This window comes from Modestobacter sp. L9-4, assembly GCF_019112525.1.
GTDB lineage: Bacteria > Actinomycetota > Actinomycetes > Mycobacteriales > Geodermatophilaceae > Modestobacter.
In genome coordinates, this window is the sequence record NZ_CP077800.1 from 199,792 (window position 1) to 222,617 (window position 22,826).

19 protein-coding genes are annotated in these 22,826 nt (G+C 76.8%); 10 read left to right on the forward strand and 9 right to left on the reverse strand.

Annotation, left to right across the window (positions count from 1 at the left end; genetic code table 11):
* The first annotated feature begins 171 nt into the window (after positions 1 to 171).
* The 4 genes from KUM42_RS00935 to KUM42_RS00950 all read left to right on the forward strand — a co-directional run bounded on the left by KUM42_RS00935 (position 172) and on the right by KUM42_RS00950 (position 4,826).
* Entirely contained in the window at positions 172 to 906 is a 735-nt protein-coding gene (locus KUM42_RS00935) for a phosphatidylcholine/phosphatidylserine synthase (RefSeq protein ID WP_237494446.1), read from the forward strand.
* Between the two features lie 177 nt (positions 907 to 1,083).
* Complete coding sequence (locus tag KUM42_RS00940; RefSeq protein ID WP_237494447.1) at positions 1,084 to 4,080, forward strand: BTAD domain-containing putative transcriptional regulator; 2,997 nt, start codon at positions 1,084 to 1,086, stop codon at positions 4,078 to 4,080.
* Complete coding sequence (locus KUM42_RS00945) at positions 4,031 to 4,675, forward strand: DUF4333 domain-containing protein (protein WP_237494448.1); 645 nt, start codon at positions 4,031 to 4,033, stop codon at positions 4,673 to 4,675. The genes KUM42_RS00940 and KUM42_RS00945 overlap by 50 nt, the downstream gene beginning before the upstream one ends.
* Positions 4,676 to 4,679: 4 nt before the next feature.
* The gene (locus KUM42_RS00950; RefSeq protein ID WP_237494449.1) at positions 4,680 to 4,826 is read left to right on the forward strand and encodes a hypothetical protein; all 147 of its coding nucleotides are present in this window, start codon (positions 4,680 to 4,682) and stop codon (positions 4,824 to 4,826) included.
* A 146-nt stretch (positions 4,827 to 4,972) separates the two neighbouring features.
* On the opposite strand, the gene KUM42_RS00955 is transcribed toward KUM42_RS00950, so the two are convergent.
* Positions 4,973 to 5,983 (reverse strand): site-specific integrase, encoded by a 1,011-nt coding sequence (locus tag KUM42_RS00955; RefSeq protein ID WP_237494450.1) that lies wholly within the window; start codon positions 5,981 to 5,983, stop codon positions 4,973 to 4,975.
* A 166-nt stretch (positions 5,984 to 6,149) separates the two neighbouring features.
* Here KUM42_RS00955 and KUM42_RS00960 point away from each other — a divergent pair, with 166 nt between their 5' ends.
* A complete protein-coding gene (locus KUM42_RS00960; protein WP_237494451.1) occupies positions 6,150 to 7,538 on the forward strand; it encodes a hypothetical protein in 1,389 nt (462 codons plus the stop codon).
* A 27-nt stretch (positions 7,539 to 7,565) separates the two neighbouring features.
* Here KUM42_RS00960 and KUM42_RS00965 read toward each other — a convergent pair whose 3' ends face one another.
* Entirely contained in the window at positions 7,566 to 8,816 is a 1,251-nt protein-coding gene (locus KUM42_RS00965) for a trans-acting enoyl reductase family protein (protein WP_237494452.1), read from the reverse strand.
* 127 nt (positions 8,817 to 8,943) lie between these two features.
* On the opposite strand from KUM42_RS00965, the gene KUM42_RS00970 reads away from it, so the two are divergent.
* The 3 genes from KUM42_RS00970 to KUM42_RS00980 all read left to right on the forward strand — a co-directional run bounded on the left by KUM42_RS00970 (position 8,944) and on the right by KUM42_RS00980 (position 12,020).
* Positions 8,944 to 9,582 carry a cyclopropane-fatty-acyl-phospholipid synthase family protein gene (locus KUM42_RS00970; RefSeq protein ID WP_237494453.1) on the forward strand — a complete coding sequence of 213 codons (639 nt, stop codon included), beginning with the start codon at positions 8,944 to 8,946 and terminating at the stop codon, positions 9,580 to 9,582.
* Positions 9,583 to 9,799: 217 nt separating this feature from the next.
* Positions 9,800 to 10,762 (forward strand): RNA polymerase sigma factor, encoded by a 963-nt coding sequence (locus KUM42_RS00975; RefSeq protein WP_237494454.1) that lies wholly within the window; start codon positions 9,800 to 9,802, stop codon positions 10,760 to 10,762.
* A 97-nt stretch (positions 10,763 to 10,859) separates the two neighbouring features.
* Positions 10,860 to 12,020, forward strand: a complete 1,161-nt coding sequence (locus KUM42_RS00980; RefSeq protein ID WP_237494455.1) for an acyl-CoA dehydrogenase family protein — start codon at positions 10,860 to 10,862, stop codon at positions 12,018 to 12,020.
* A gap of 49 nt (positions 12,021 to 12,069) precedes the next feature.
* Here KUM42_RS00980 and KUM42_RS00985 read toward each other — a convergent pair whose 3' ends face one another.
* From KUM42_RS00985 to KUM42_RS01010, 6 genes are all read right to left on the reverse strand, one after another.
* Complete coding sequence (locus tag KUM42_RS00985) at positions 12,070 to 12,891, reverse strand: TSUP family transporter (RefSeq protein WP_237494456.1); 822 nt, start codon at positions 12,889 to 12,891, stop codon at positions 12,070 to 12,072.
* Positions 12,892 to 12,913: 22 nt separating this feature from the next.
* Positions 12,914 to 13,840 carry a hypothetical protein gene (locus tag KUM42_RS00990; protein WP_237494457.1) on the reverse strand — a complete coding sequence of 309 codons (927 nt, stop codon included), beginning with the start codon at positions 13,838 to 13,840 and terminating at the stop codon, positions 12,914 to 12,916.
* A 244-nt stretch (positions 13,841 to 14,084) separates the two neighbouring features.
* Positions 14,085 to 16,217, reverse strand: a complete 2,133-nt coding sequence (locus KUM42_RS00995; protein WP_237494458.1) for a DEAD/DEAH box helicase — start codon at positions 16,215 to 16,217, stop codon at positions 14,085 to 14,087.
* Between the two features lie 297 nt (positions 16,218 to 16,514).
* Positions 16,515 to 17,186, reverse strand: coding sequence for a FadR/GntR family transcriptional regulator (locus tag KUM42_RS01000; protein ID WP_237494459.1), 672 nt, complete (start codon positions 17,184 to 17,186; stop codon positions 16,515 to 16,517).
* 3 nt (positions 17,187 to 17,189) lie between these two features.
* Positions 17,190 to 18,404, reverse strand: coding sequence for an MFS transporter (locus KUM42_RS01005; RefSeq protein WP_237494460.1), 1,215 nt, complete (start codon positions 18,402 to 18,404; stop codon positions 17,190 to 17,192).
* 90 nt (positions 18,405 to 18,494) lie between these two features.
* Positions 18,495 to 19,325, reverse strand: a complete 831-nt coding sequence (locus tag KUM42_RS01010) for an oxidoreductase (RefSeq protein ID WP_237494461.1) — start codon at positions 19,323 to 19,325, stop codon at positions 18,495 to 18,497.
* Positions 19,326 to 19,498: 173 nt separating this feature from the next.
* On the opposite strand from KUM42_RS01010, the gene KUM42_RS01015 reads away from it, so the two are divergent.
* Entirely contained in the window at positions 19,499 to 20,146 is a 648-nt protein-coding gene (locus KUM42_RS01015; protein WP_237494462.1) for a TetR/AcrR family transcriptional regulator, read from the forward strand.
* Positions 20,147 to 20,149: 3 nt separating this feature from the next.
* Positions 20,150 to 22,327 carry an MMPL family transporter gene (locus KUM42_RS01020; protein ID WP_237494463.1) on the forward strand — a complete coding sequence of 726 codons (2,178 nt, stop codon included), beginning with the start codon at positions 20,150 to 20,152 and terminating at the stop codon, positions 22,325 to 22,327.
* A 146-nt stretch (positions 22,328 to 22,473) separates the two neighbouring features.
* Here KUM42_RS01020 and KUM42_RS01025 read toward each other — a convergent pair whose 3' ends face one another.
* Positions 22,474 to 22,641 carry a hypothetical protein gene (locus KUM42_RS01025; RefSeq protein WP_237494464.1) on the reverse strand — a complete coding sequence of 56 codons (168 nt, stop codon included), beginning with the start codon at positions 22,639 to 22,641 and terminating at the stop codon, positions 22,474 to 22,476.
* Positions 22,642 to 22,826: the final 185 nt, after the last annotated feature.

A 22,826-nucleotide genomic window follows, 5' to 3' on the forward strand; every position in this document is an offset into this window, starting at 1 on the left:
GTGCCCTGTGCACGTGACGGTCGCGAGTCGCGGGGGTGCCGCCACCGGCGCGGACGACACGGCGGGACGGACGTCGAGCGGCCCGAGAGCCGCGGACGTGGAAAGGTCATGGGAGCACGGCGCCCCCCGGGCTGCCGTCCCTCCCACTCCGCGACCACAGAGGGGCCCACCTTGCGCCGACGCCTGGCTGGCTGGGCGGTGCACGTCTACACCGCGAGCGGTTCCGTGCTGGCCCTGCTCATCGTGCTGGCCGCCCTCGACGGCGAGGCGGTCACGGCCCTGTGGATCGGCCTGGCCGCCCTCGTCGTCGACGGCACCGACGGGATGCTCGCCCGCGCCGCCCGCGTCAAGGAGACGATCACCTGGTTCGACGGGGCCCGGCTCGACGACATCGTCGACTACCTGACCTACGTCTTCGCCCCGGTCGTCCTGCTCTGGACGACGGGGGCGCTGCCCGACGGACTGCCGGGGTACGTGCTGGCCGCGCTGCCGCTGCTGGCGTCCTGCTACCAGTTCTGCCGGACGGACGCCAAGACCGAGGAGCACGCCTTCCTCGGGTTCCCCAGCTACTGGAACGTCGTCGCCTTCTACGTGATCGTCCTGGACCTGGGCCGCGGCACCGTGGCCGCCGTCCTGGTGGTGTGCTCGGTGCTGGTCTTCGTGCCGGTCCACTACCTGTACCCGTCCCGGACCAGGACGCTGCGGACGCTGAGCCTGGCGCTCACCGCCGTCTGGATCGGCACCTACGCGGTGCTGCTGGTGCAGTACCCGGACGTCAACCCCGTGGTGGTCGCCGTGTCGCTGGGGTACCTGGTGTTCTACGTGGCGGTCAGCGGGCACCTCACGCTCATGGCACGCCGCCGCCGTGCCGCCGGGACACCGGTGGCGGTGGACACCGCCTCCTGACCCGTCCCGACGGCAGCCGGCCCCGGGCCGCCCGCGACGTCGACCCGGTGGCCCCCGGCCGCGGACCCGGCCCGGGGCAGCGGGCACCCGGCCGTCGCCCGGCCCCGCCGTCACCGGCGGCCGGGCCGGGACCGCGGACCGCCCCACGGAGGGCGCCGCGACCCTAGGCTGCCGCGGGTGGACGGGACCTCCTTCGGAGTCCTCGGCCCGGTCCAGGCCTGGCGGGGCGGTCACCTCCTGCCCTGCCGCACGGCCCGTCACCGCGCGGTGCTGGCGGCCCTGCTCGTCGACCCCGGCGACGTCGTCCCCGTCGACGTGCTGGTCGACCGGGTCTGGAGCGGGCAGCCACCGCCGTCGGTCGCCACGACGCTGCCGGCGGTGGTCTCCCGGCTGCGGCGCGAGCTGGAACCGGACGCCGTCCCCGGCAGGTGGACCGTCCTGGTCACCCGGCCACCGGGGTACGCGATCGCGGTGGACCCCGCGGCCGTCGACGCGGTGCGCTTCGTCCGGCTGCTGCGGGCCGCGCGCGACCTCGCCGAGCAGGACGACGTCGCCGCCGCCCGGTCGACCGTCGGCGAGGCACTCGGGTTGTGGCGCGGCCCGGCGTACGCCGACGTCGCGGCCGCCTTCGCCACCGCGGAGTGCGAGCGCCTGGGCCGGCTCCGGATCGACGCCCGGGAGCTGGCCGCCGAGCTGGACCTCCGGCTGGGCCGGCACGTCGAGGTCGTCGACGAGCTGCGCGAGCTGCTGGCCACCGACCCCTTGCGCGAGGGCGTGCGGGCCTCCCTCATGCTCGCGCTGTACCGGGCCGGCCGGCAGGCGGAGGCGCTGGCCGTGCACGCCGAGGGCCGCGCACTGCTCGCCGAGGAGCTCGGGGTCGACCCCGGCCGGCCGCTCCAGTCGCTGTACCAGCGGATCCTCCGCCAGGACCCGGGCCTGGCCCCACCGAGCACCGACCGGCCCCGGCGCCCCGACGGCGTCCAGCGCCCGGCGGGACCGTCCGCACCCGCACCGCTGGACCCCCTGGCGACCCCGCTGACCACCTTCATCGGGCGCGCCGGGGAACTGGCGACCCTGGCGCGGGCCCTGGCCGACCGCCGGCTCACCACCGTGGTCGGCCCCGGCGGCGCCGGCAAGACCCGGCTCGCCCTGGAGGCCGCCCGCCGGCGACCGGCGGACGCGCCACCGGCCGTGCTCGTCGAGCTGGCCGAGGTGGAGGACGCCGACCTGGTCCCCGCGCAGGTGGCCACCGTGCTGGGCGTCAGCCTCACCAGCGGGGACCCGGTCGGGGCGATCCGGACCGCGTTGCGCGACCGCTCGCTGCTGCTCGTGCTGGACAACTGCGAGCACGTGGTGGCCGCCGCGGCCGAGCTGTGCGCCGCGCTGCTCCCCCACTGTCCCGGCCTCCGGGTCCTGGCCACCTCCCGCGAACCGCTGGCCCTGCCCGGTGAGGCCCTGCTGCTGTGCGGCCCCCTGCCCGCCGGCGGACCGGGCAGCGACGCGGAGCAGCTGTTCCTCGACCGTGCCCGGCTCACCGTCCCCTCGCTGGCCGAGCCGACCGCGGAGGAGCTGGCGCAGGTCCGTGCACTGTGCGCCGCCCTCGACGGTCTGCCCCTGGCCGTCGAGCTGGCCGCTGCCTGCCTGACCACCCTGCCGCTGGCCGAGGTCGCGGGCCGCCTCGACGAGCGGTTCACGCTGCTGTCCGGGGGGTGGCGGTCGGCGCGCCCCCGTCAGCGCACCCTGGCGGCCACGGTGGCCTGGAGCGTGGACCTGCTCTCCGTCCAGGAGCGCACGGTCCTCCAGGCGGTCTCGGTGCTGCCCGGCAGCTTCTCGCCCGACGCGGTGGACGCCGTCGCCGGCCAGGACGTCGGCGGGACGACGTTGGGACTGCTGCGCGGGCTGGTGGCCAAGTCCCTCGTCGAGCTGGACCGCGGGGCCGGCCGCTACCGGGTGCTGGAGACGATCCGCCAGTACGCGGAGCAGTCGCTGGACGCCGGGGCGGCCCGGCGGCTGCGGGACCGACACGCCGCCCACGTCCTGGCGCTCACCGAGCGGCTGGAGCCGACGCTGCGCGGGCCCGGGTGGACCGCCGGCGCCCGCCGGCTCGACGCCGAGCAGCCCGGCCTGCGGGCCGCCCTGGCCCATGCCACGGCCACCGGGCAGGGCGAGCTGGCCCTGCGGACGGCCTCGGCGCTGAGCTGGTGGTGGTACCGGCGCGGGCACGTCCAGGAGGGCCGTCGCTGGCTGGCCGCGGCGCTCGCCGTCCCCGGTGTCCCGCCCGCGGTGCGCAGCGGCGGCCTGCTGGGTGATGCCCTGCTGGCCTACCTGTCCGGGGACGTCGCCTCGATCTGGGCACGCACCAACGAGATCGTCGCGCTCGCCGACGAGCGTGACGGGGTGCTCCCCCTGGCCCTCGTGCTGCGCGGGTTCGTCCGGGCCCTGCTCGGTCAGCCCGACCCGGACGGGGAGACGGCCCGGGACATCGCCCGTGGTCTCGAGCTCGCCCACGCCTCGGGCATCCAGTGGGTGCAGGCGGAGATCGCGATGACCCTCGGGCAGTTCGCGCGGGTCGCCGGGGACACCGCCGGGGCGCTGGCACGACTGGCGGAGGCGGAGTCACTGGCGCTGGCGCTGGGCCACTCGTGGGCGCGGTCCTCCGCCCTGTGGGTGCGGGCCAAGGCACTCGTCGACGTCGGCCGGGGTCCCGAGGCCCTCGACGCGCTGCGCCGGATGGTCGAGGTCACGCACCCGGAGGGCGACGTGACCGGGACCCTGGCCGGGCTGCTCGCGTCCGTGGGCGCGGCCACCGTCAGCGGCCGAGCGCGGTCCGCCGCCGTCCTGCTCGGTGCCGTGGACGCCGCGGCACGCCGGGTGGGCTACGACCCGCTGCGGATGGACCCGGTGGACGGCCGGCGCTACGTCGAGGCCACCCGCGCCGCGCTCGACCCGGCCGAGTACGCCGACGGCCTCGCCGAGGGCGAGCTCCTGGACCTCACCGCGGCCTGCACGCTGGTCGGCGAGCTGGCCGGTGGGACGACCGACCCTCCGGTGCGCAAGGCGGGGACAAGCCGCGCGCAAGGCCGCTCCACCACGGTGGTCCTGCCCACCGACCAGGAGAGAGAGCATGGCACCCGGAACGCACGTCCCCCCGACCACGGCCACGACGGCCGCTGAGCCCGCCGCACCGTTCCCCGCACCACCGTGGGCGCCCGGTCGGGCACCCGTCCCCCCGCCGCGCCGCCGCACCGGTCGGGTCGTCGCGGCCGTCGCCGGCACGACCCTCGCCGTCGCCGCCCTGGCCGGCGGAGCGCTCCTGCTGTTCGGGGAGCCGACCCTGGACACCGCTGTCGTCGAGGAGCGGATCGTCACCGAGACCGGGCTGCAGGCCGGGGCGGCCGCCACCGACGTCGACTGCCCGACGGGGGTGACCGCCGAGGCCGGCGGCGCCTTCACCTGCACCGCGCAGCTCGACGGCCAGCCGGTGACGTACACCGTCCGGCAGCAGGACGCCGAGGGCAACGTCCGGTTCCAGCTCGACGACGAGATCGTGCGGCTGGACGACGTCGAGCAGATGCTCGCCGACCAGCTCGCCACCGACCACGGGCTGGCGGTCACCGCCGCCTGCGGCACCGACGAGCGGCGCGTCCTGGTCGACGGCACACGGACGCCGCTGCCCTGCGTGGCGACGAACGTGGAGGACGCATCGGACACGCTCGCGCTGGTCGTGGCGGTCCAGGCCGACGGCAGCATCACCTACGCGGAGGCCTGAGCCGATGACCACCGCTCCCGACCGTCCCGGGTCGCTGCCCGGCGCGTCCCCGGACGCGCGCGCTCGCCGGATCATCGCCGCTCGCCGGTGGAACCGGCGCGCGCAGCAGGCCACCCGCCGGGCCGCACGGGCCAGCGCCGCGGTCCGCTGAGCACCGCGGCCGACGGCGCCCCGTGACCCCGGGCGCCGTCGCCGCGGCGGCGAGCAGCACGGTGGCGGCCGGGTCCGGGTCGTGGGGCCGGTCCACCACCGCCACCCGTCCCGACCAGGACCCCCGGACCCCCGGGGCGGGTGGCGTCAGAGGCCCAGCCGGGCGGACGCCGGGGCCGCCCAGCGGCTGCTGGCGTCGTAGCCGCGCAGGGTGGTGACCGAGGCCCACCGGCCGGTGCGGGCCAGCTCGCGCTCGCTGACCCCGGCCTTGTAGCCCTCGGTGGCGAAGGACCGGCGGAGGCTGTGCGGGCTGAGCCCCTCCAGCGGGACGCCGGCCCGCTCGGCCGCCCGCAACAGCACCAGCCGCACCGACGACCGCGCCATCCGGGTTCGGCCGATCCGCGGTGCCGCGCCGCGCCCGACACTGCGGAACAGCGGGCCGGACTCCAGCCCGGCCGCCTCGACCCAGGCCTGCAGCGCGCGCACCGGGCAGGTCTGCACCCGCACCCCGGGCGCGAGGGCCAGCACCTCCCCGGCGCCCTCCTGGTCGGTCTTGGAGAACCGCACGGTGACGTCGAGGCCGCCGTGCCCGGCCGGGGCCAGGTCGGTGACGTCCAGGCCGCAGGCGTCCGAGGCCCGCAGGCCGAGGGCGAAGGAGGTGAGCACCAGCGCCCGGTCGCGCAGCCCGGCGGGCCCCTCGGGCAGGTCCTCGACGAGCGCGCGGATGGTCTGGGTGTCCAGTGCACGGGCCTTCTTCGGACGCCGTCCGCTGCGGGCCGCCGCCCGGCGGATGCCGCGCAGCACCTCGCGGGTGCCGGGGTGCTCCGACGGGCTGGGGTGCCCGGCCTCGCGGTGGGCGTGCCCGATCCCGGACAGCCGCCGGGCGATGGTGCGCGGGCTGGCGCCGGCGTCGCCGAGCGCAGCGAGGTAGGCCGCCACCGCGGCGTCCGCGGCCGGCAGCGGGGTGAAGCCGCGCTGAGCGGCCCAGTCCGACCACGCCCGGAAGTCCGCCTCGTACGCCCGCCGCGTCGACTCCGCCTTCGCCGCGTCCAGGTAGCGGCCCACGGACTCGACGTCGCCGGGCAGCACCAGTCCCCCGTCGGCGGGGTGCGCGTCCGGCTGCGTCCCGGTGCGCGTCTCCGAGCGACGCCGGACCACCTCATGGGTGGTCGCAAGTGCATCTGTCGTCACTGCGGATGAACGCTCCATAACAGTTGATTATGGAGTGCTGTCTGCCGTTGAGCCAGCCATCGACGCATGACGGCCGTCCGTCCGTTCGTCTAATGAGCGTGCATTGACGGACGAACGAGCGCACGATGGCCGCATGACCGCCCCGGAGACCACCTGCGCCTATCCCGGCTGCGACCGGCCGGTGGCTCCTCCCCCGGCGACAGGCGGGCGGTCGTCCTACTGCGCACTCCCCGGTCACAACCGCACGACCGCCTTCGCCGCCCGCCGCAGCCAGGCGGCCGACCGGGCACCGGCCTCCCCTGGGACCCCTCCCCCGGCACCGTCGCCCCGCACCGGCGAGACGCTCCTCGAGGTGGCCGACCGGCTGCGCTCGACGCTGACGGCCATCACCGAGCAGGTCGACCGGGCGCAGGACGCGCTGACCCGGGCCGCGGACGCCGAGCTGCTGGAGGCCGAGCGGGCGGCGGTGCGCACCGACGCCCGGCGCGAGATCGCCGAGGCCGACCAGCGCGCCGCCCTGGCCGACCGGGTGCGCGCGGTCGCGGAGAAGGCGACGCGGGAGGCCCTCGAGGCCGCGGCACGGGCCGACGCCGACGCGTCCGCCGCCCGGACCGCGACCGCCGCCGCCGAGGACCGGGCCGCCGCGGCCCTGGCGGCCACCGTCACCGCGGAGCGGGCAGCACAACAGGCACGGACCGAGGCCGAGGCGGCCACGGTGGCGGCCGCCGGCGCCGAGCAGGCACGCCAGGACGCCGACGGGCAGCGAGAGGCCGCCGAACGTGAGACCGGCACCGCCCGCGCCGAGGCCGCCCGCGCGGAGGAGGCCCGTGCCCGCGCACTCGCCGACGCCGCAGCGGCCGAGGACCGGGCGTCCGCCGCCGAGGCCGCCCGTGACCAGGCGCTGGCCGCCGAGCAGGCCGCCCGCGCGGAGACGGCCGCCGCGCAGGCGGAGGCGGATCGCTCCCGGGCCGATGCCGCCCGGGCCGCCGGCCGGGCCGAGCTGGCCGAGACGACCGCCCGGCTGGAGACCGCCGCCGCCGAGAGCCGGGCACAGGCGGCCGACGCCCGGGCCGAGGCCGCGACCGACCGCGCGAGCACCCAGGAGGCACGCGCCGAACGAGCCGAGCGCAGCGCGGAGGACGCCCGCCACGACCGCCTGCAGGCCGAGGAGGCCCGCGACCGCGCCCGCGCCGAGGCGGAGGCCGCCCGCGCCGAGGCGGAGGCCGCCCGCGTCGAGCTCGCTGCCGCCCGAGCCGAGCTGGCAACCGCCCGGCCCGAGCCCGTAGGGACCCCGGCCGAGCTCGCGGCCACCCGGGCTGAGCCGCTAGCCGGCCGGATCGAGCCGGCGGGGACGCAGGGCGAGCCGGCGGGGACGCAGGCCGAGCCGGCAGCCGGCCGGATCGAGCCGGCAGCTGTCCGGACCGACCAGGCCACAGCGACCCGGTCACCCGACGCACCAGGCGGCGGAGCAGGTCAGCCGGGGTCGCCCGAGGGCTCCGGCGAGGACACCCCGGTCACTTGACGGTCGAGCAGGTGACCGGGGTGTCGCTCAGCGGCCTCCCGGCCCCGACGCCAGTGACACCACCCCGTACTCGTGGCCGGCCGAGCGCAGCCGCTCCACCAGCACCTCCCCCAGGGCGGTGGCCGGCGTGAGCGAGCCCGCCCGGTCGGGCAGCCCGTCGCCGTCCAGGGCCAGGGCCAGGGCGCTCTCCCCCAGCATCACCGCGGTGGCGGAGTACCCCGGGTCGCCCCGGCCGGCGACGGTCGCGCGGTAGCGCCGGCCGTCCTCGGTCCCGGCGTCGACGACCATCCGGAACCACCCCTTCCGCCGGACCTCCTCGCTCGGGCCGCTGCCCGGCGCGGGCAGCAGGCGGTCGACCACACCGCGGGCCGGGGCGAAGGAGAGCGCACCGTAGGCCCCGGCGAGTGCCGCGGTCAGGCCGGCCGCGGTGACCGCACCGGTCAGGCCCCGCCCGGTGCCCATCACCTCCCCGTAGCTGAACGACCGGCCGTACCGCCAGTCCTGCAGCGCGTTGCTGCGCCGGACGACCCGGGTGTTGAACGACGCCATGACGAACGGCGCGGTCCACCGGCCGTCCGGGTCGCGGGCGGGGGGTGCCGCGGTCGGGGGCTGCGGAGTGTCGGGCTCGGCGTCCCGGTCGGGGCTGAGGGCGAAGGGGTCGGCGACCAGCCGGCGCAGCGAGCGGTCCCGGCCCACGGCGTCCAGCTGGGCGCGCCCGGAGTCGATGGTGCCCCCGCTGAAGCCGCCGCGGACGGTGGCCACGAGCCGGACGTCGCGCAGCCCGCCGGCGCCGTCGGCGGCCGCCCGGTCGGCCAGCATCAGGGCCGCGAGGTCGGAGGGGACGGAGTCGAACCCGCAGGCGTGCACGATCCGGGCACCGGTCTCCCGGGCGACGGCGTCGACGCGGTCGATCGCCTCCCGCACGAAGAGCACCTCCCCGGTGAGGTCGGCGTAGTGGGTGCCGGCCCGGGCGCAGGCCTCGACCACGGGCAGCCCGTGCCGGAGGTAGGGCCCGACCGTGCTGACCAGCACCCGCGTCTGCGCGGCGAGCGCGGTCAGCGACGCGGGGTCGCTGGAGTCGGCCACGAGCACCGGCCAGTCGCGGGCCGCGCCGGGCAGTCCCGCGCGCACCTCCGCCAGCCGCTCACGGGAGCGACCCGCCAGCGCGATCCGGGTGCCCGGCGGCGCGTGCTCGGCCAGGTGGGCGGCGGTCAGCCGGCCCACGAAGCCGGTGGCGCCGTACAGGACCAGGTCGTGGGTCCGCTCGTCCGCCGTCATCCCGCCATCCTGCGGCCGGACGGGCCGTCCTGCTGTGTGTCGTCGCGCGTCCTTGCCGTTGCGGCAAGGACGGTTGCGGTGGGACGGGACGCCCGTCATGGTCGTGGACACCGACGAGGAGGCCCTCTTGACCGAGCAGACCCCGACCGACCACGAGTTCGACCGGGCGTACTGGCAGCAGCACTGGCAGGATCGGGCAGGAGCCGCCACCCCGCCCAACCCGTACCTGGTCGCGGAGCTCGACGGCCTGGTGCCGGGCACGGCCCTGGACGCCGGGTGCGGCGAGGGCGCGGAGGCGGTGTGGCTGGCCGGTCACGGCTGGCAGGTCACCGCGGCCGACATCTCGGCCGAGGCCCTGGCCCGGGCCGCCGACCGCGCCACGGCGGGCGGTGTCGCCGACCGGGTGCGGTGGGTGGAGGCCGACCTGGTCGACTGGGCCCCGGAGGCCGGCTTCGACCTGGTCACCACCCACTACGCCCACCCCGCGATGCCCCAGCTGGAGTTCTACGACCGGGTCGCCGGCTGGGTCGCCCCGGGCGGGACCCTGCTGGTGGTCGGGCACCTGCACACCGCGGGCGGACCCCAGCACGGGCACGGCCACCACCCGGCCGAGGCGTCGGTCACCGCGGCCGCCGTGGTCGCGCGCCTGGACGCCGTCGGGTGGGACGTCGTCACCGCCGAGGAGCCGCAGCGCACGATGAGCGGCCCCGGCGGGCGGACGGTCACCCTCCACGACGTCGTCGTGCGGGCCACCCGGCGGGGCTGACGCGCACCGTCCCGCGACGTCCCGGTCGGGCCGCTGGGCGACGACCACCGGGCCGTGGCAGGACAGGGTGGCGGGAGGAGACAGGGGCGACCGGCCCCGACGAGCCGCCACGCGAGACCCCGGGGGGGACACGCATGCGCGCCCGGGGTGGGCAGGCGTGGGATGACGGGCGCGCACGGAAATCGCGCACCCGTCCCCCGGAGGAGGTCAGCCCGCCATGACGACGTCCCTGCTGCCCACCCCGCACCGGGCACCGGCGGACCTGTCGGACGCCGCGCTGGTGCACGCCGCCCAGCAGGGCGACACCCAGGCCTTCGCCGTGCTCGTCCAGCAGCACGCCGCGAGCCTGCGGGCGGTCGCCATCGCCACGCTCGGCTACGTCGACGAGGTGGACGACGCGGTCCAGGACGCCCTGCTGGTCGCCCTCCGCAAGCTGCCCCAGCTCCGCGACCCGGACGCGGCCGGCCCGTGGCTGCGGTCCATCGTGCGCACCAGCTGCCTGATGCTGGTGCGCACCCGGCGGGCCACCCCAGTCGCCGAACCGGAGCTGCTGCTGCCCGCCGATCCGGCGCTGGGACCGGCCGCGGTGCTGGAGCGGGCAGCCACCGGCGACTGGGTGCAGCAGGCGGTGTCGGAGCTGGCCGAACCGGTCCGGGAGGTCGTGGTGCTGCGGTACTTCAGCGACTGGTCGTCCTACCAGCAGATCGCGCAGCTGTGCGGCGTCCCGGTGGACACGGTGCGCAGCCGGCTGCGGGACGGGCGGCGGGCCCTGACCGGTGCCCTGCAGCGCAGCGCGAGCGCGGCCCATCCGGACGCCGGACGGGCCGCGGAGGCCAGCCGCAGCCAGGCCGAGGAGACGATCGCGGCCAGCCTGAGCGACCACTACGAGCAGGTCCTGCGCGAGCGGTACCACCCCGACGCGACGGTCGTGCTGCCCGGCCGGCAGCCGGGCGACCGGGACAGCCTGCTCGCCGCTCGGGACCACACCCAGGGCGCCGGCGTCGGGCTCCGGCTGCGCCACGCGGCGGCGAGCCGGGGCCTGATGGTCTGGGAGACCGACTTCCTCAACCCGTCCGACGCCCCCGACCACTGCCCACCGGCCATGGCCTGGCTGCACAGCGTCCGCGACGGCCGGACCACCCGGCTGCGACTCGCCTACCGGGAGCCGCAGGCCGGATGAGTCCGGCATCACACCGACGACCGCGCACGACGGGCTCCCGGGCTGCATCTCCCTGCCAGACCACCGAGCCCGGCCGGTCACGACGAGGAGAGACCCGATGACCACCACCCAGCGCACGACCACCGCCCTGCACGACCTGCCCGAGCTGCTGCGCCCGGTGATCGAGGCGCACCGGGACGCCGCCGAGCAGCAGGGCCGCATGCCCGACGAGCTGGCCCGTGCCCTGCGGGACTCCGGCGTCCTCGGCCTGTACACCCCGCGCGAGCTGGGCGGCAGCGAGGCAACGACGTCGGGGGTCCTGGAGCTGCTGGCCGACCTCGCCCGCATCGACGGGCCCACCGCCTGGACGGTCTGGAACCTCAACATGGGCTTCCTGGCCGGCCTGCTCGACCCGGCCGCGGTGGCCGAGGTGTGGTCCGGGGGCGGCGACCCGCTGATCGCCAACTCCGGGCAGCCCGGGGTGCTCACCCCGGCCGAGGGCGGCGCGCGGCTGTCCGGCCGGTGGCGCATCGTCAGCGGGGCCGACGTCGCCGAGTGGTTCAGCCTCGCCGCCGTCCTCCCCGCCGACGCGGGCGCGGCGGGCGCGGGCTTCGGCGCCGGCCTGCAGCTGGCCCTGGTGCCGCGCTCGGCGGTCACCGTCGAGCAGACCTGGGACGTCGCGGGCATGCGGGCCACCGGCAGCCAGACCGTGGAGGTCGACGACGTCCTGGTGCCCGCCACGATGCTGTTCGGCTTCGCCGCGCAGAACCGGCTGGCCGGCCCGACCTACCGGCTGCCCACGGTGAACCTCGTCTACCCCGGCTGCGCCGCGGTGGTGATCGGGATGGCCCAGGGCGCCCTCGACGAGGCGGTGCGGGTCGTGAGCACCAAGACCGGCTTCGACGGCGCACCGCTGGCTGCGCAGGAGCGGGTGCAGACCGCGGTGGGCCGGGCGTCCACCCAGGTCGCGGCGGCCCGCGGGCTGCTGCTGGCCACGGCCCGCGAGCTGGACGAGACCGCCGCCGCGGGCCGGCCGACCACCGACGAGCAGCGCGGCGCCCTGCGCGGGGCGATGTGCCTGGTCACCGAGGTCGCCCGCGCCACCTTCACCACGGCCTACGAGCTGGGCAGCTCCGAGCCGCTGGCCCGCGGCAGCCGGCTGGGGCGCTGGTTCCGCGACGGGATGGCCGCCGCGCAGTCGGCGAACCTGTCCACCGCGCAGTGGCCGCTGGCCGGCCGGATCGTGCTGGGCCTGCCGCCCGCTGTCCCCTTCGTCTGAGCTGCGCCCCCCGGACCCGCCCATGTGCTGCCCGGTCCGGGGGGCGGACTCAGAGCCGGGGACGCAGCTCCTCGGTCCACACGTCCCAGCCGAGCCGGGCGATCAGGACGGTGACCACCACCAGGAAGACCACCCGGATGAACCGGCTCCCGCGGGTGGTCGCCGTCCGGGCCCCGAGGTAGCCGCCGACCATGTTGGCCACGCCGAGCATCAGCCCCAGACCCCAGAAGACCGAGCCGTGCGGGACGAAGAACAGCAGGGCCCCGAGGTTGGTCGCGCAGTTGACGATCTTGGCCTTGGCGCTGGCGGCGAGGAAGTCGTAGCCCAGCAGCGAGACCATCGCGAAGACCAGGAACGAGCCGGTGCCCGGGCCCAGCACCCCGTCGTAGAAGCCGATGACCAGACCGACCGCGGCGGCCACGCCGTGGTGGCGGCGGCCGGTGTGCCGCAGCGCGGTCACCTCGCCCAGCGCGGGCCGGAACAGCGTGAACGCCCCGATCCCGACCAGGGCGACCACGATGACCGGTTTGAAGACGGCGGTGGGCAGCAGCGCGGCGATCGACGCGCCGCCGAAGCTGGCGGCCAGCGCGATCCCCGCCATCGGCAGGGCGGTGCGCAGGTCCGGGCGCACCCGCCGGTAGAAGGTCACCGCGCTGGTCGTCGTCCCGAGGATGGCGCCGAGCTTGTTGGTGGCCAGCGCCTGCACCGGGCTCATGCCGGGGATCAGCAGCACCACCGGCAGCTGGACGAGCCCGCCCCCGCCCACGACGGCGTCGACGAACCCGGCGGTCAGGCCGGCCAGCAGCACCAGGAGCAGGACGGTGGGGGTGAGACCGTCGGGCACGAGGTCGACCGCCAGGACCTCGATCACCCGGGCAGGTTAACCAGCGCCCTCAGCGGTAGTTGACGTGCACGTGGTCGACGTGGTTCTCCGTGACCCCGCCGCGGTCCTCCATCTGCTTCCACGACCCGCCGGGCGAGCTGAGCATCCGCTGCTCCCAGATGACGTAGGCGACGCCGAGCTCGGTCCAGTGCTCGACGTGGTAGGCCACGATCGCGTCGCCCAGGGCGGCGTCGGTGAGCACCATGTAGTCCAGGGCCAGGCCCGAGGGGTGGCCGCCGGGGTCGGTGGCGCTGGCCCGGGTGCCGCCCAGGGTGATGCCGCCGGCGCCCGGCACCGCCGACACCACCTGGTCGGCGGCGGCCTGCACCTGCGGCTCCACGTCGCCCGTGCGGTTGGTGATCCGGGCGACCGCGGAGGTGGCCGCGCTGGAGGCCACTCCCGCCGACGACCGGCGGGCCGGCGCCTCAGCGGGTGCCGGCCCGACCTCCGCCGCTGCTTCTGCGGCGGCGGCCGCCGTGGCCTCCGCCGCCCGCGCGGCCTCGGCGGCGGCCGCGGCCTCCGCCTCGGCAGCTGCCGTGGCGGAAGCCTCCGCCGCAGCGGCGGCCTCGGCCTCGGCGGCGACCCGGGCGGTGGTCTCGGACTCGACCCGCCGGCGCTCGAGCTCGGCGGCGTCCGCGGCGGCCTGGACCTGCTGGGCGGCGGTCTGCGCGGCCTCGCGGCTGCTGCGGCTGGCCGCCAGCTGCTCCAGCGGCGCCAGGTCGCGGGCCGGCCCGGACGGCGCGGGCACCCCGGCCAGGCCGAGCTGCTCGGCGACGCTGACCGGCCCGGCCTCCGGCAGTGCCGTCGCCGTCGGGCCGGCGACCTGGGCGAGGCCCGTGCCGGCCAGGACGGCGAGGGCGACCGCACCGGCCACGGCGGAGCCGAGCAGTGCCCCGGCGGGCGGACGACGGTGCGCGCGCGTGCTGCGGGGGCGCATGGGCGGTGGGACTCCCAGGGTACGGGCGCAGCGACGGGGACCCGGCGGGGTGCGCTGCGGCAGGTGTGCGGACTCCCCGGCGCCGGACGTGCCGACCCGCCGGACTCCGGCCACGGTAGCCACCGTGACCGTTCCGTGACAACGCCGGACGGCGAGTCGCCCCGCCGTCCGGCCCGTCAGCCCCGGACGCCCCGTCAGCCCCGGGCGACCGGTGGGTCCTGGCCGGCCGGCCCGGACCGGCGGGTCAGCCCCGGGCGGCCAGGGCGTCGGTCAGCAGCGCGACCAGCGCCTCGTGCTGGACGTCGGCCGAGGACCCGACCTCCTCGTCGGACCCGTCCAGCGCCCGGGCGGCGAGGCCGGCCTTGCTGTCGATGAGCTCGGCGATCCGGGCGTCGATGGTCTGCGCGGCGATGATCCGCCACGCGGTGACCGGCTCGGTCTGCCCGATGCGGTGGGCCCGGTCGATGGCCTGGGTCTGCTCGGCGTCGGTCCAGGACAGCTCGGCGAGCACCAGGTTGGACGCGACCTGCAGGTTCAGCCCCACCCCTGCCGAGGTCAGCGAGCAGACGGCGATGGCGACCTCGGGGTCGTTGACGAAGGCGTCGATGTTGCGCTGCCGGGCGCCGGGCGTCTGGTCGCCACGGATCGAGGAGTACCGCACGCCCTGCTTGGTGAAGGTCTCCTCGGCGGTGTCCATGACGTCGATGTGCTTGGCGAAGAAGACGACCTTGCCGGCGCTGCGGGCCAGCTGCGCCGCGTAGTCCGCCGCCAGGCCGGCCTTGGCCTCACCGATCCGCCGCATCATGGAGAACACGTTCTCCCCGGCCTTGGTCGAGGTGGCGTCCTTCTGCTCCCAGCGGGCGACCTGGCGCACCAGGTGCTCGTCGATGCCCTCGACCTCGGTGGCGGACTCCCGCGCGGCGAGCGCGGACTCGTAGCGCTTGACCAGGCGGCGGGCGAGCTCGCGCTCGGCGGCCCGGATCGAGCGGCCGGCCGCGCCGTCCAGCTCGACGGGCAGGTCGGCGATCCGGCGGGCCGGGATGTCGGCGGCGACGTCGACCTTGCGCCGCCGGACGATGCCCTGCTCGACGACGCAGCGCCGGGCGGCCGGGTAGAAGCCGTGGTCGGCCGGGGTCAGCCCGGTGTCCTCCAGGGCGTCCATCAGCGCGCCCAGCGGCTTGCCGTCGTCGATCCAGCCCAGGAACTGCCAGATGGCCCGGAAGTCGTCGATGTCGTTGATCAGCGGGGTGCCGGTCAGCGCCATCAGCAGCGGCCGCGGGCTGCGCGTGCGGATCCGCTCGGAGAGCTCCAGCACGTGCTGGGAGCGCTGCGACGTGCGGTTCTTGATGAAGTGCGCCTCGTCGACGACCATGCCGCGGAAGCCGAAGTCGCCCAGCCAGCCCACGTGCCGGTCGAGCACCTCGTAGTTGACGACCACGATGTCGGCGAACCCGTCGAGGGTGTCGCCGTTGCCGTTGATGACGGTGGCCCGGCGGTGCGGGGTCCACAGCCCGGCCTCGCGCGCCCAGTTGGTCTTCACCACGTTCGGCACGACGACCAGCAGCGGGTAGGCGCCGGCCGCCTCGGCGGCCAGCAGCGCCTGGGCGGTCTTGCCCAGGCCGGGCTCGTCGGCGAGCAGGAAGGTGCGGTGCCCGGCGGCGGCCGCGGCCACCAGCTGCCCCTGGTGGGGCATGAGCTCCATGCCCATCGGGGTGAAGCGGGAGGTGGGGAACGGCAGCGACATGCAGGCGGCGTCGCCGGCGCCGGCGCGCTCGAAGGAGCTCAGCAGCGGGCCGATGAGCTCCCAGCCGGCCAGCCGGCGCGGCCGCGCGGGGGCCTGCGGGACGGCGGAGAAGTCCGGCGCCAGGAAGGGGTTGGCCAGCTGCCGGGAGATCACCGACTGCGGCACGACCCGCTCGGGCGCGGCGGTGGTGGCCGCGGCGGCGACCGGCGCGGCGGGGGCCTCGGGCTCGTCGGCCACCTCGATCCCGGCGTCGCGCAGCATCTCGCGCTTGAGCCGGCGGGTGGACTCGGGCACCACGGCGTCCTCGGACAGCAGCGCGTAGAGCGCGGAGTCGCGCACCGCCGTGCGGGCCAGGATGGTGGCGATCCCGTCCAGCCGCTTCAGCTGCTCAGCGCGGCGGGCCTCGCCGAGGTCCTCGGCGGACTTGACCCGGGCGTGCTCCTCGCGCACCAGCAGCGCCACGACCTGGAACTTCGTGCGGGCGCCGGGGGTGACCGGGCCGCGCTGGGCGGCGGCCTCGACCTCGCGCACGGCGCGGGCTAGCACCGACATGACGTCGCCGGGCTCGCGGCCGCGCCGCTGGTCGCGTGCGGGACCGCGGCGGGCGGTCGGGCGCTGGCCTGTTCGAGCCACGGACTCCTCCTCTGTCGTGCCGGGCACGGCCCCCGGAACGGGGCACCGTGCCTGCGCCCCGGACGGCCGGTGCGTCCCGGACGCGACCACGACGGCCGCTCCGGGGAGCGGCTGGGCGGCCGGGCCCGCGGTGGCGGGGTCCCGGCGGTCCGCCGACGGCGGACCGGGGCCGCCGGTGGGGAACGGGGCGGCGACCACGCCGGGAGGTCCGTCATCAGGCGGCTGCCGCGTGGTCTGCGCTGTCACGATGCTAGCGCGCGCCTGTGCGGGGAGGACGGCGGCGCCCGCGCGGCGACCTCAGACCGGCCCGAGCTCGTCGATCATCGGCTGCAGCAGCGCGGCCATGGTGGCCGCGGCCCGGTCGGCGTCCTGGTCGGTGATGGCCGCCACGAGCTGGTCGTGCAGCTGCGCCAGGTCGTCGGTGGCGCCCCGCACGTCGTCGTCGAGCACCTCCTGGAACACCGTCAGCAGCCCGTCGTAGACCTCGCCGAGGAGCTCGTTGCCGGTGGCCGCCACGACGGCGCGGTGCAGCGCCGTGTCGGCGCGGGCCCGCTCGCGCGGGTCCCCACCGGCCCAGGCGTCCCGGCGGGCGGCCAGCAGCACCTGCAGCAGCTCGGCGTCCTCGGGGGTGCGGCGGACGGCGGCGGTCCGCGCGGCGGCCGCGTCCAGGGCCAGCCGCAGCTCCAGGCCGTCCCGCCGGGAGGTGCGCGCCACCCGCCGTCCGATCGAGGTCTGCACGTCGGAGGTGGTCAGCACGAACGTGCCGCGGCCCTGCTCCCGCCGCAGGATGCCGGCCTCCACCAGCGAGCCGACCGCCTCCCGCACGGTGTTGCGGCCGGCGCCGCTCCACTCGACCAGCTCGGTCTCGGTGGGGATCCGCCCGCCCACCGGCCAGCGCCCGCTGCTCACCTGCTCCCGGAACAGCCGCGCCACCTGCGTGCCCAGCGGCGGCCGGGCGTCGTCCGGCACCGCTCAGCCCTGCCGCGCGGTGCCGGCGGGGACGACGGGAGCGGAGGTGCGCGGCGGACGGCAGGCCCACCAGCCGGCGGCGAGGGTGACCAGCAGCGTCGCGGCGAGCACGAGGTAGGTGGCGTCCCAGCTGCCGGTGGCCTGGTCCAGGGCGCCGAGCGCGAGCGGGCCCAGGCACCCGATGCCGTAGCCGATGCCCTGCACCAGCCCCGACAGCGCGGAGGCCGAGGGGGCGTCGCTGGTGCGCAGGCCGATCAGGGTCAGGCACAGCGGGAAGGTGCTCACCCCGAGGCCGAAGGCGGTGGCCCAGGCCAGCGCACCGGCGGCGGGACCGGTGAGCATGCCCAGGTAGCCGACCGCCATCAGCACGGCGCACACCACGACCACCGGGTAGGGGTTGGCCAGCCGCCCGGCCAGCGGCGGGACGACGAAGGCCGCCAGCAGCCCGAGGCCGGCGAACCAGGACAGCAGGAAGGCGCTCCCCGTCTCCCCCACCCCGGCGTCGCCGAACATGGTCGGCAGCCAGGTGATCAGCGTGTAGACGTGCAGCGACGTCATGGCCATCAGGCCGATGAGGCCCAGGGCCAGCGGTGACCGCCCGTGCACCCGGCGGGCGGCGGGACCCACCGGCGCCGGCCCGCGGGCCGCCCGGTCGCGGGCCACCCGGACCCACAGCAGCGCCGCCACCGCGGTGAACAGCGCCCAGACCGCCGACGCCGTGCGCCAGCCCGCGACTGCGGCCAGGCCCAGCGCCACCAGCGGTGCGATCAGCTGCCCCACCTGCAGCAGCACCATGTAGACGGTGCTCAACGTGCGCACCCGGTCGGGGAAGTGCGTCTTGACGATCGGGATCAGGACGACGTTGGAGGCCCCGACGCCGGCGAAGAGCACCACCGAGGCGCCCAGCAGCACGGCCGGCGACCAGGCCAGGGCGCGCACGACGATGCCCACCGTGGTCGCGGTCAGCGCCAGGGCCGCGGTCCGCTCCAGCCCGATGCGGCGCACGAGCGCGGGGGCGGCGAACGCGGCCACCGCGAAACAGGCGGTGACGATCGTGCCGATGGCCCCGGCGACCAGGTTGCCGAAGCGCAGCGCGTCCCCGGCCGTGCCCACCAGGACGCTGAAGCCGGTCACCGCCGTCCGCAGGTTCAGCGCGGTGAGGACGACGGCGGTGAGGACCCCGCGCTGCTGCGAGTCGGGGCCGGTGGCGACGGTCACCGCGGGAGTAGACCACGGCCCGCCGGATTCATGGGATGAATCATGTGGGGCCGGTCGGCCGGCGGCGGGATCCCCGCCGCCGGCCGTCGGTCAGGCGTCGATGTCGGTGCTGGTGGTCAGGTGCACCCAGGCGTCGGACTCGACCCGCCGGGCGTCCAGCACGCTGCGGTAGCTGTCGAGCGCGTCGTTGCCCAGCAGCAGCATCGCCGGCGGCTCGGCCGACTCGACGGCGGCGATGATCGCCCGGCCGGCCTTCGCCGGGTCACCGGGCTGGGTGCCGTCGGTGGTGTCGACCTCCTTGCGCCGCTTCCCGGCGGTGTCGGCGTAGTCGGCGATCGGGGTGGCGGCCTGGGTCAGCGAGCGCCCGGAGAAGTCGGTGCGGAAGGAGCCGGGCTCCACGACGGTGACCGAGATGCCCAGCGGTGCCAGCTCCCCGCGCAGCGATCCGGTCATGCCCTCGAGCGCGGCCTTGGCCGCGGCGTAGTAGCCGGACCCCGCCGGGGTGATCGTCGCCCCGATGGAGGAGATGTTCACGATCGCGCCCGAGCGGCGGGCCCGCATGCCCGGCAGCACCGCCTTCACCATGGCCACCGCGCCGAAGAAGTTCGTCTCGAACAGCGCCCGGACGTCGGCGTCCTCGCCCTCCTCCACCGCGGCGCGGTAGCCGTAGCCGGCGTTGTTGACCAGGACGTCGACGCCGCCGAAGCGCTCCTCCGCCCGGCGCACGACCTCGGTGACCTGCGCGGGGTCGGTGACGTCGAGCGCGGCGGTGAGCACCCGGTCGGCCGCCCCCTCGGCGAGGTCGGCGACCTTCTGCTCGTCGCGTGCGGTGACCACGGCGGCGTGGCCGGCGGCCAGCACCTCCTGGGCGATCGCGCGGCCGAGGCCGGTCGAGCATCCGGTGATGAGCCAGGTGGACATGTGCTCCCTCTCAGCGGTGTGCGCGGGCGTGGAGGACGCCCGCGCGTCGAGGGACCGGTGCCCCGCCCGCGGCGACCGAACCCCCACGCCCCGCCGGTGGTGTGACCAGACCCACCAACCACTTCGGTCGGTAGACCGACCACATCGGTCGGGAGCGGGTTACGGTCGCCCCCGTGACCCGAGCGTTCCGGCAGCAGGCCGACGAGCAGATCCTCGACCGGGCCGCGGCGCTGTTCGCCCAGCACGGCTTCGCGCACACCTCGGTGCAGGCCGTGGCCGACGCCGTGGGGCTGTCCAAGGCCGGGCTGCTGCACCACTTCCCCAGCAAGGACGCGCTGCACGCCGCGGTGCTCGCCCAGTCCACCGCCCTCGGCCAGCAGGTGCTGGCACAGGTCGAGCCCCTGCCGCTGGGCCCCGAGCGTGACCGCCGGGCGGTCGAGGCGATGGTCGACGTGGCCATGACCCACCCCGGCATGGTCGCGCTGCTGCTCGCCCCGGTCACCCAGGGCGGGGACGGCGTCGCCCTGAGGCCCGACGGCGTGGGTGCTGCGGCGCTGACGGCCTTCGGCATCGACGCCGACCACGAGAACGACACCGAGCGGGTGGTGCGCGTCGTCGCGGCCCTCGCTGCGCTCGCCGTCCTCTCCCTCGCCGCACACCGGCACTCCCAGACCACCGAGTGGCGGCCGTTCGTGGTCGCCACCTGCACCGACGCGCTCGGCCACCGCCGTCCCGGCGCGGTGTCGCCAGGCCGTCCCGGCGCGGTGTCGCCAGGCCGTCCCGGCGACACGCACACCCGTCCCGACCAGGTGGAGGCCTGACCCATGGCTCTGTTGTTGTCCCGACTGGGGACGTACGCGCACCGGCACCGGCTGGCCGTCGTGCTGGTCTGGCTGCTGGTGCTCATCGGTGGCGGCGTGGGTGCGGCCACCCTGGGCGGCACCACGTCCAGCACCTTCTCCATCCCCGGCCAGGAGTCGACCACCGCGCTCGACCTCATCGAGCGCGACTTCGGCGCCGGCGGCAACGGGGCCACCGCCCGGGTGGTCGTGCAGTCCCCCGACGGCTCGCCGCTCACCGTGGGCAGCAACGCCACGGCCCTGGGCGACCTGGTCACCGACCTCGGGCAGCTGCCCGGGGTGCTGCGGGCGAGCAACCCGCTGGACCCGGCCGCGCCCGCGGTCAACGCCGACCAGACCGTCGCCTACAGCACCGTCACCTACGGCGAGCCGGTCGGCGGGGTCACCGCCCCGGAGCAGGACGCCCTCGTGGCCGCCGTCGACGGCGCGCGCGCCGACGGGCTCACCGTCGAGATCGGCGGTGAGGCGCTCACCGAGACGCCGGGCGTCGGCGGTGCGGGCGAGGCCGCCGGCGTCGTGGTCGCGCTGGTCATCCTGGCCATCACCTACGGCACGCTGGTGACCGCCGGCATGAACCTGCTGACCGCCGTCGTCGGGGTCGGCGTCGGGATCATGGGCATCACCATCGCCACCGGGTTCCTCGACCTGTCCTCGACCACCTCGGCGCTGGCCGGCATGCTCGGCCTGGCCGTCGGCATCGACTACGCGCTGTTCATCATCAGCCGGTACCGGCAGGAGCTGCGCCGGGGGTCCGACGTCGGCACGGCCGTCTCCACCGCGGTGGGCACCGCCGGCTCGGCCGTGGTCACCGCGGGGCTCACCGTGGTCATCGCCCTCGTCGGGCTGGCCGTCGTCGGCATCCCGTTCCTCACCCAGATGGGCATCGCCGCGGCCGGCACCATCGTCATCGCCGTGCTGGTCGCCCTCACCCTCGTGCCCGCGGTGCTCGCCCTCCTCGGCCGCCGCGTCCTGCCGAAGAAGCAGCGCAGCGCCGCGGCCGAGACCGGGGACACCCCGGCCCGCGGCCGCGGGTTCCTCGCCGGCTGGGTCGCCGGGGTCACCCGGCACCGGCTGCTGGCCCTGGTGACCGCGGTGGTCGCCCTGGGCGTCATCGCCGTCCCGTTCTTCTCCATGCAGACCACGCTGGTGCAGGCCCTGCCCGAGGACAGCACCCAGGCTCGCGCCGAGCAGCTGCTGGCCGGCGGCTTCGGCCCCGGCTTCAACGGCCCGCTGACCGTGCTGTTCGAGGGCAGCGGGGCCGCCGAGGCGGCCGCCGGTGCCCGCGACGGCATCGCCGCGCTCCCCGACGTCGCCGCCGTGGCCGCGCCGATCCCGAACCCCACCGACAGCGCGGCCCTGCTCACCGTCGTCCCGCAGTCGGGGCCGGCGACCCAGGCCACCGAGGCCCTCGTGGCCGACCTGCGCGGCCAGCTGGCCGACCTCGACGGCGTGCGGGCCTACGTCACCGGCTCCACCGCGGTCAGCGTCGACGTCTCGGAGTCCCTGGACGCCGCGCTGCCGGTCTACCTCGTGCTGGTCGTCGGGCTGGCGCTGGTGCTGCTCGTGCTGGTCTTCCGGTCGCTGCCGGTGCCGCTGATCGGCGTGCTGGGCTTCCTGCTCACCATCGGCGCCTCGCTCGGCGCCACGGTGGCGGTGTTCCAGTGGGGCTGGCTGGCCGACGCGATCGGCGTGCCGAGCACCGGCCCGCTGCTGAGCCTGGCCCCGATCCTGGTCATCGGCATCCTGTTCGGCCTGGCCATGGACTACCAGATCTTCCTGGTGTCCCGGATGCACGAGGCGCACAGCCACGGCGCTCCCGCGCTCGACGCCGTGCGCACCGGCTTCCGGCAGGCCGCGCCGGTGGTGGTCACCGCGGCGCTGATCATGTTCTCGGTGTTCGCCGGGTTCTTCACCGGCGACGAGGCCACGATCAAGACGATCGCCTTCGCGCTGGCCACCGGCATCCTCGTCGACGCGTTCGTCGTCCGGATGGTGGTCGTGCCCGCCGCTCTGGCGCTGCTCGGCGAGCGGGCGTGGTGGCTGCCGCGCTGGCTGCGCTGGCTGCCCGCGCTCGACGTCGAGGGTGCCGCCCTGGAGCACCGGGCCGACGCCCCCGAGCCGGTGGGCGCCGGCGCGCGCTGACCGCCCGGGGCGTCGGGGTCAGGTGACCGACGCCCCGACCGGTCCCCTCCGGTGACGGTGGGGCCGGGCCCGGTCCCACGATCCGGAGGTCCTCGGCCACGGCCCCGCGGACCGGCCGGCGAGCGGGTCCCCGCGCCGCCGGCACCTCAGCCGGCGGGGGTCGGCGGGGTGTCGGCATCCGGGTCGCCGCCGGCCCGCCGCGCCGCCCGGCGCCGCGCCGCGGTGGCCAGCCGCTCGTCCCGGCCGTGGTCGCGCCGGGCCTCACCGGCCAGCTGACGGGCGGCGATCAGCCAGGCCGGCTCCGCACCGCTCACCGGGCACCTCCCCCGGCCGCGGCGACCAGGAGCGCGCGGCGGCTGTCTGCTGTGCGCATGCGGCGACCGTAGGGCGGGACGCCGGCGTCCCGCATCGGTCACGTGACGGTCCCGGCGGCGGTGTCACATCCCCGGCCGCGGCGGTGCTCTCCGGGCATGGACCTCGTTCAGCACGGGCGACCGGG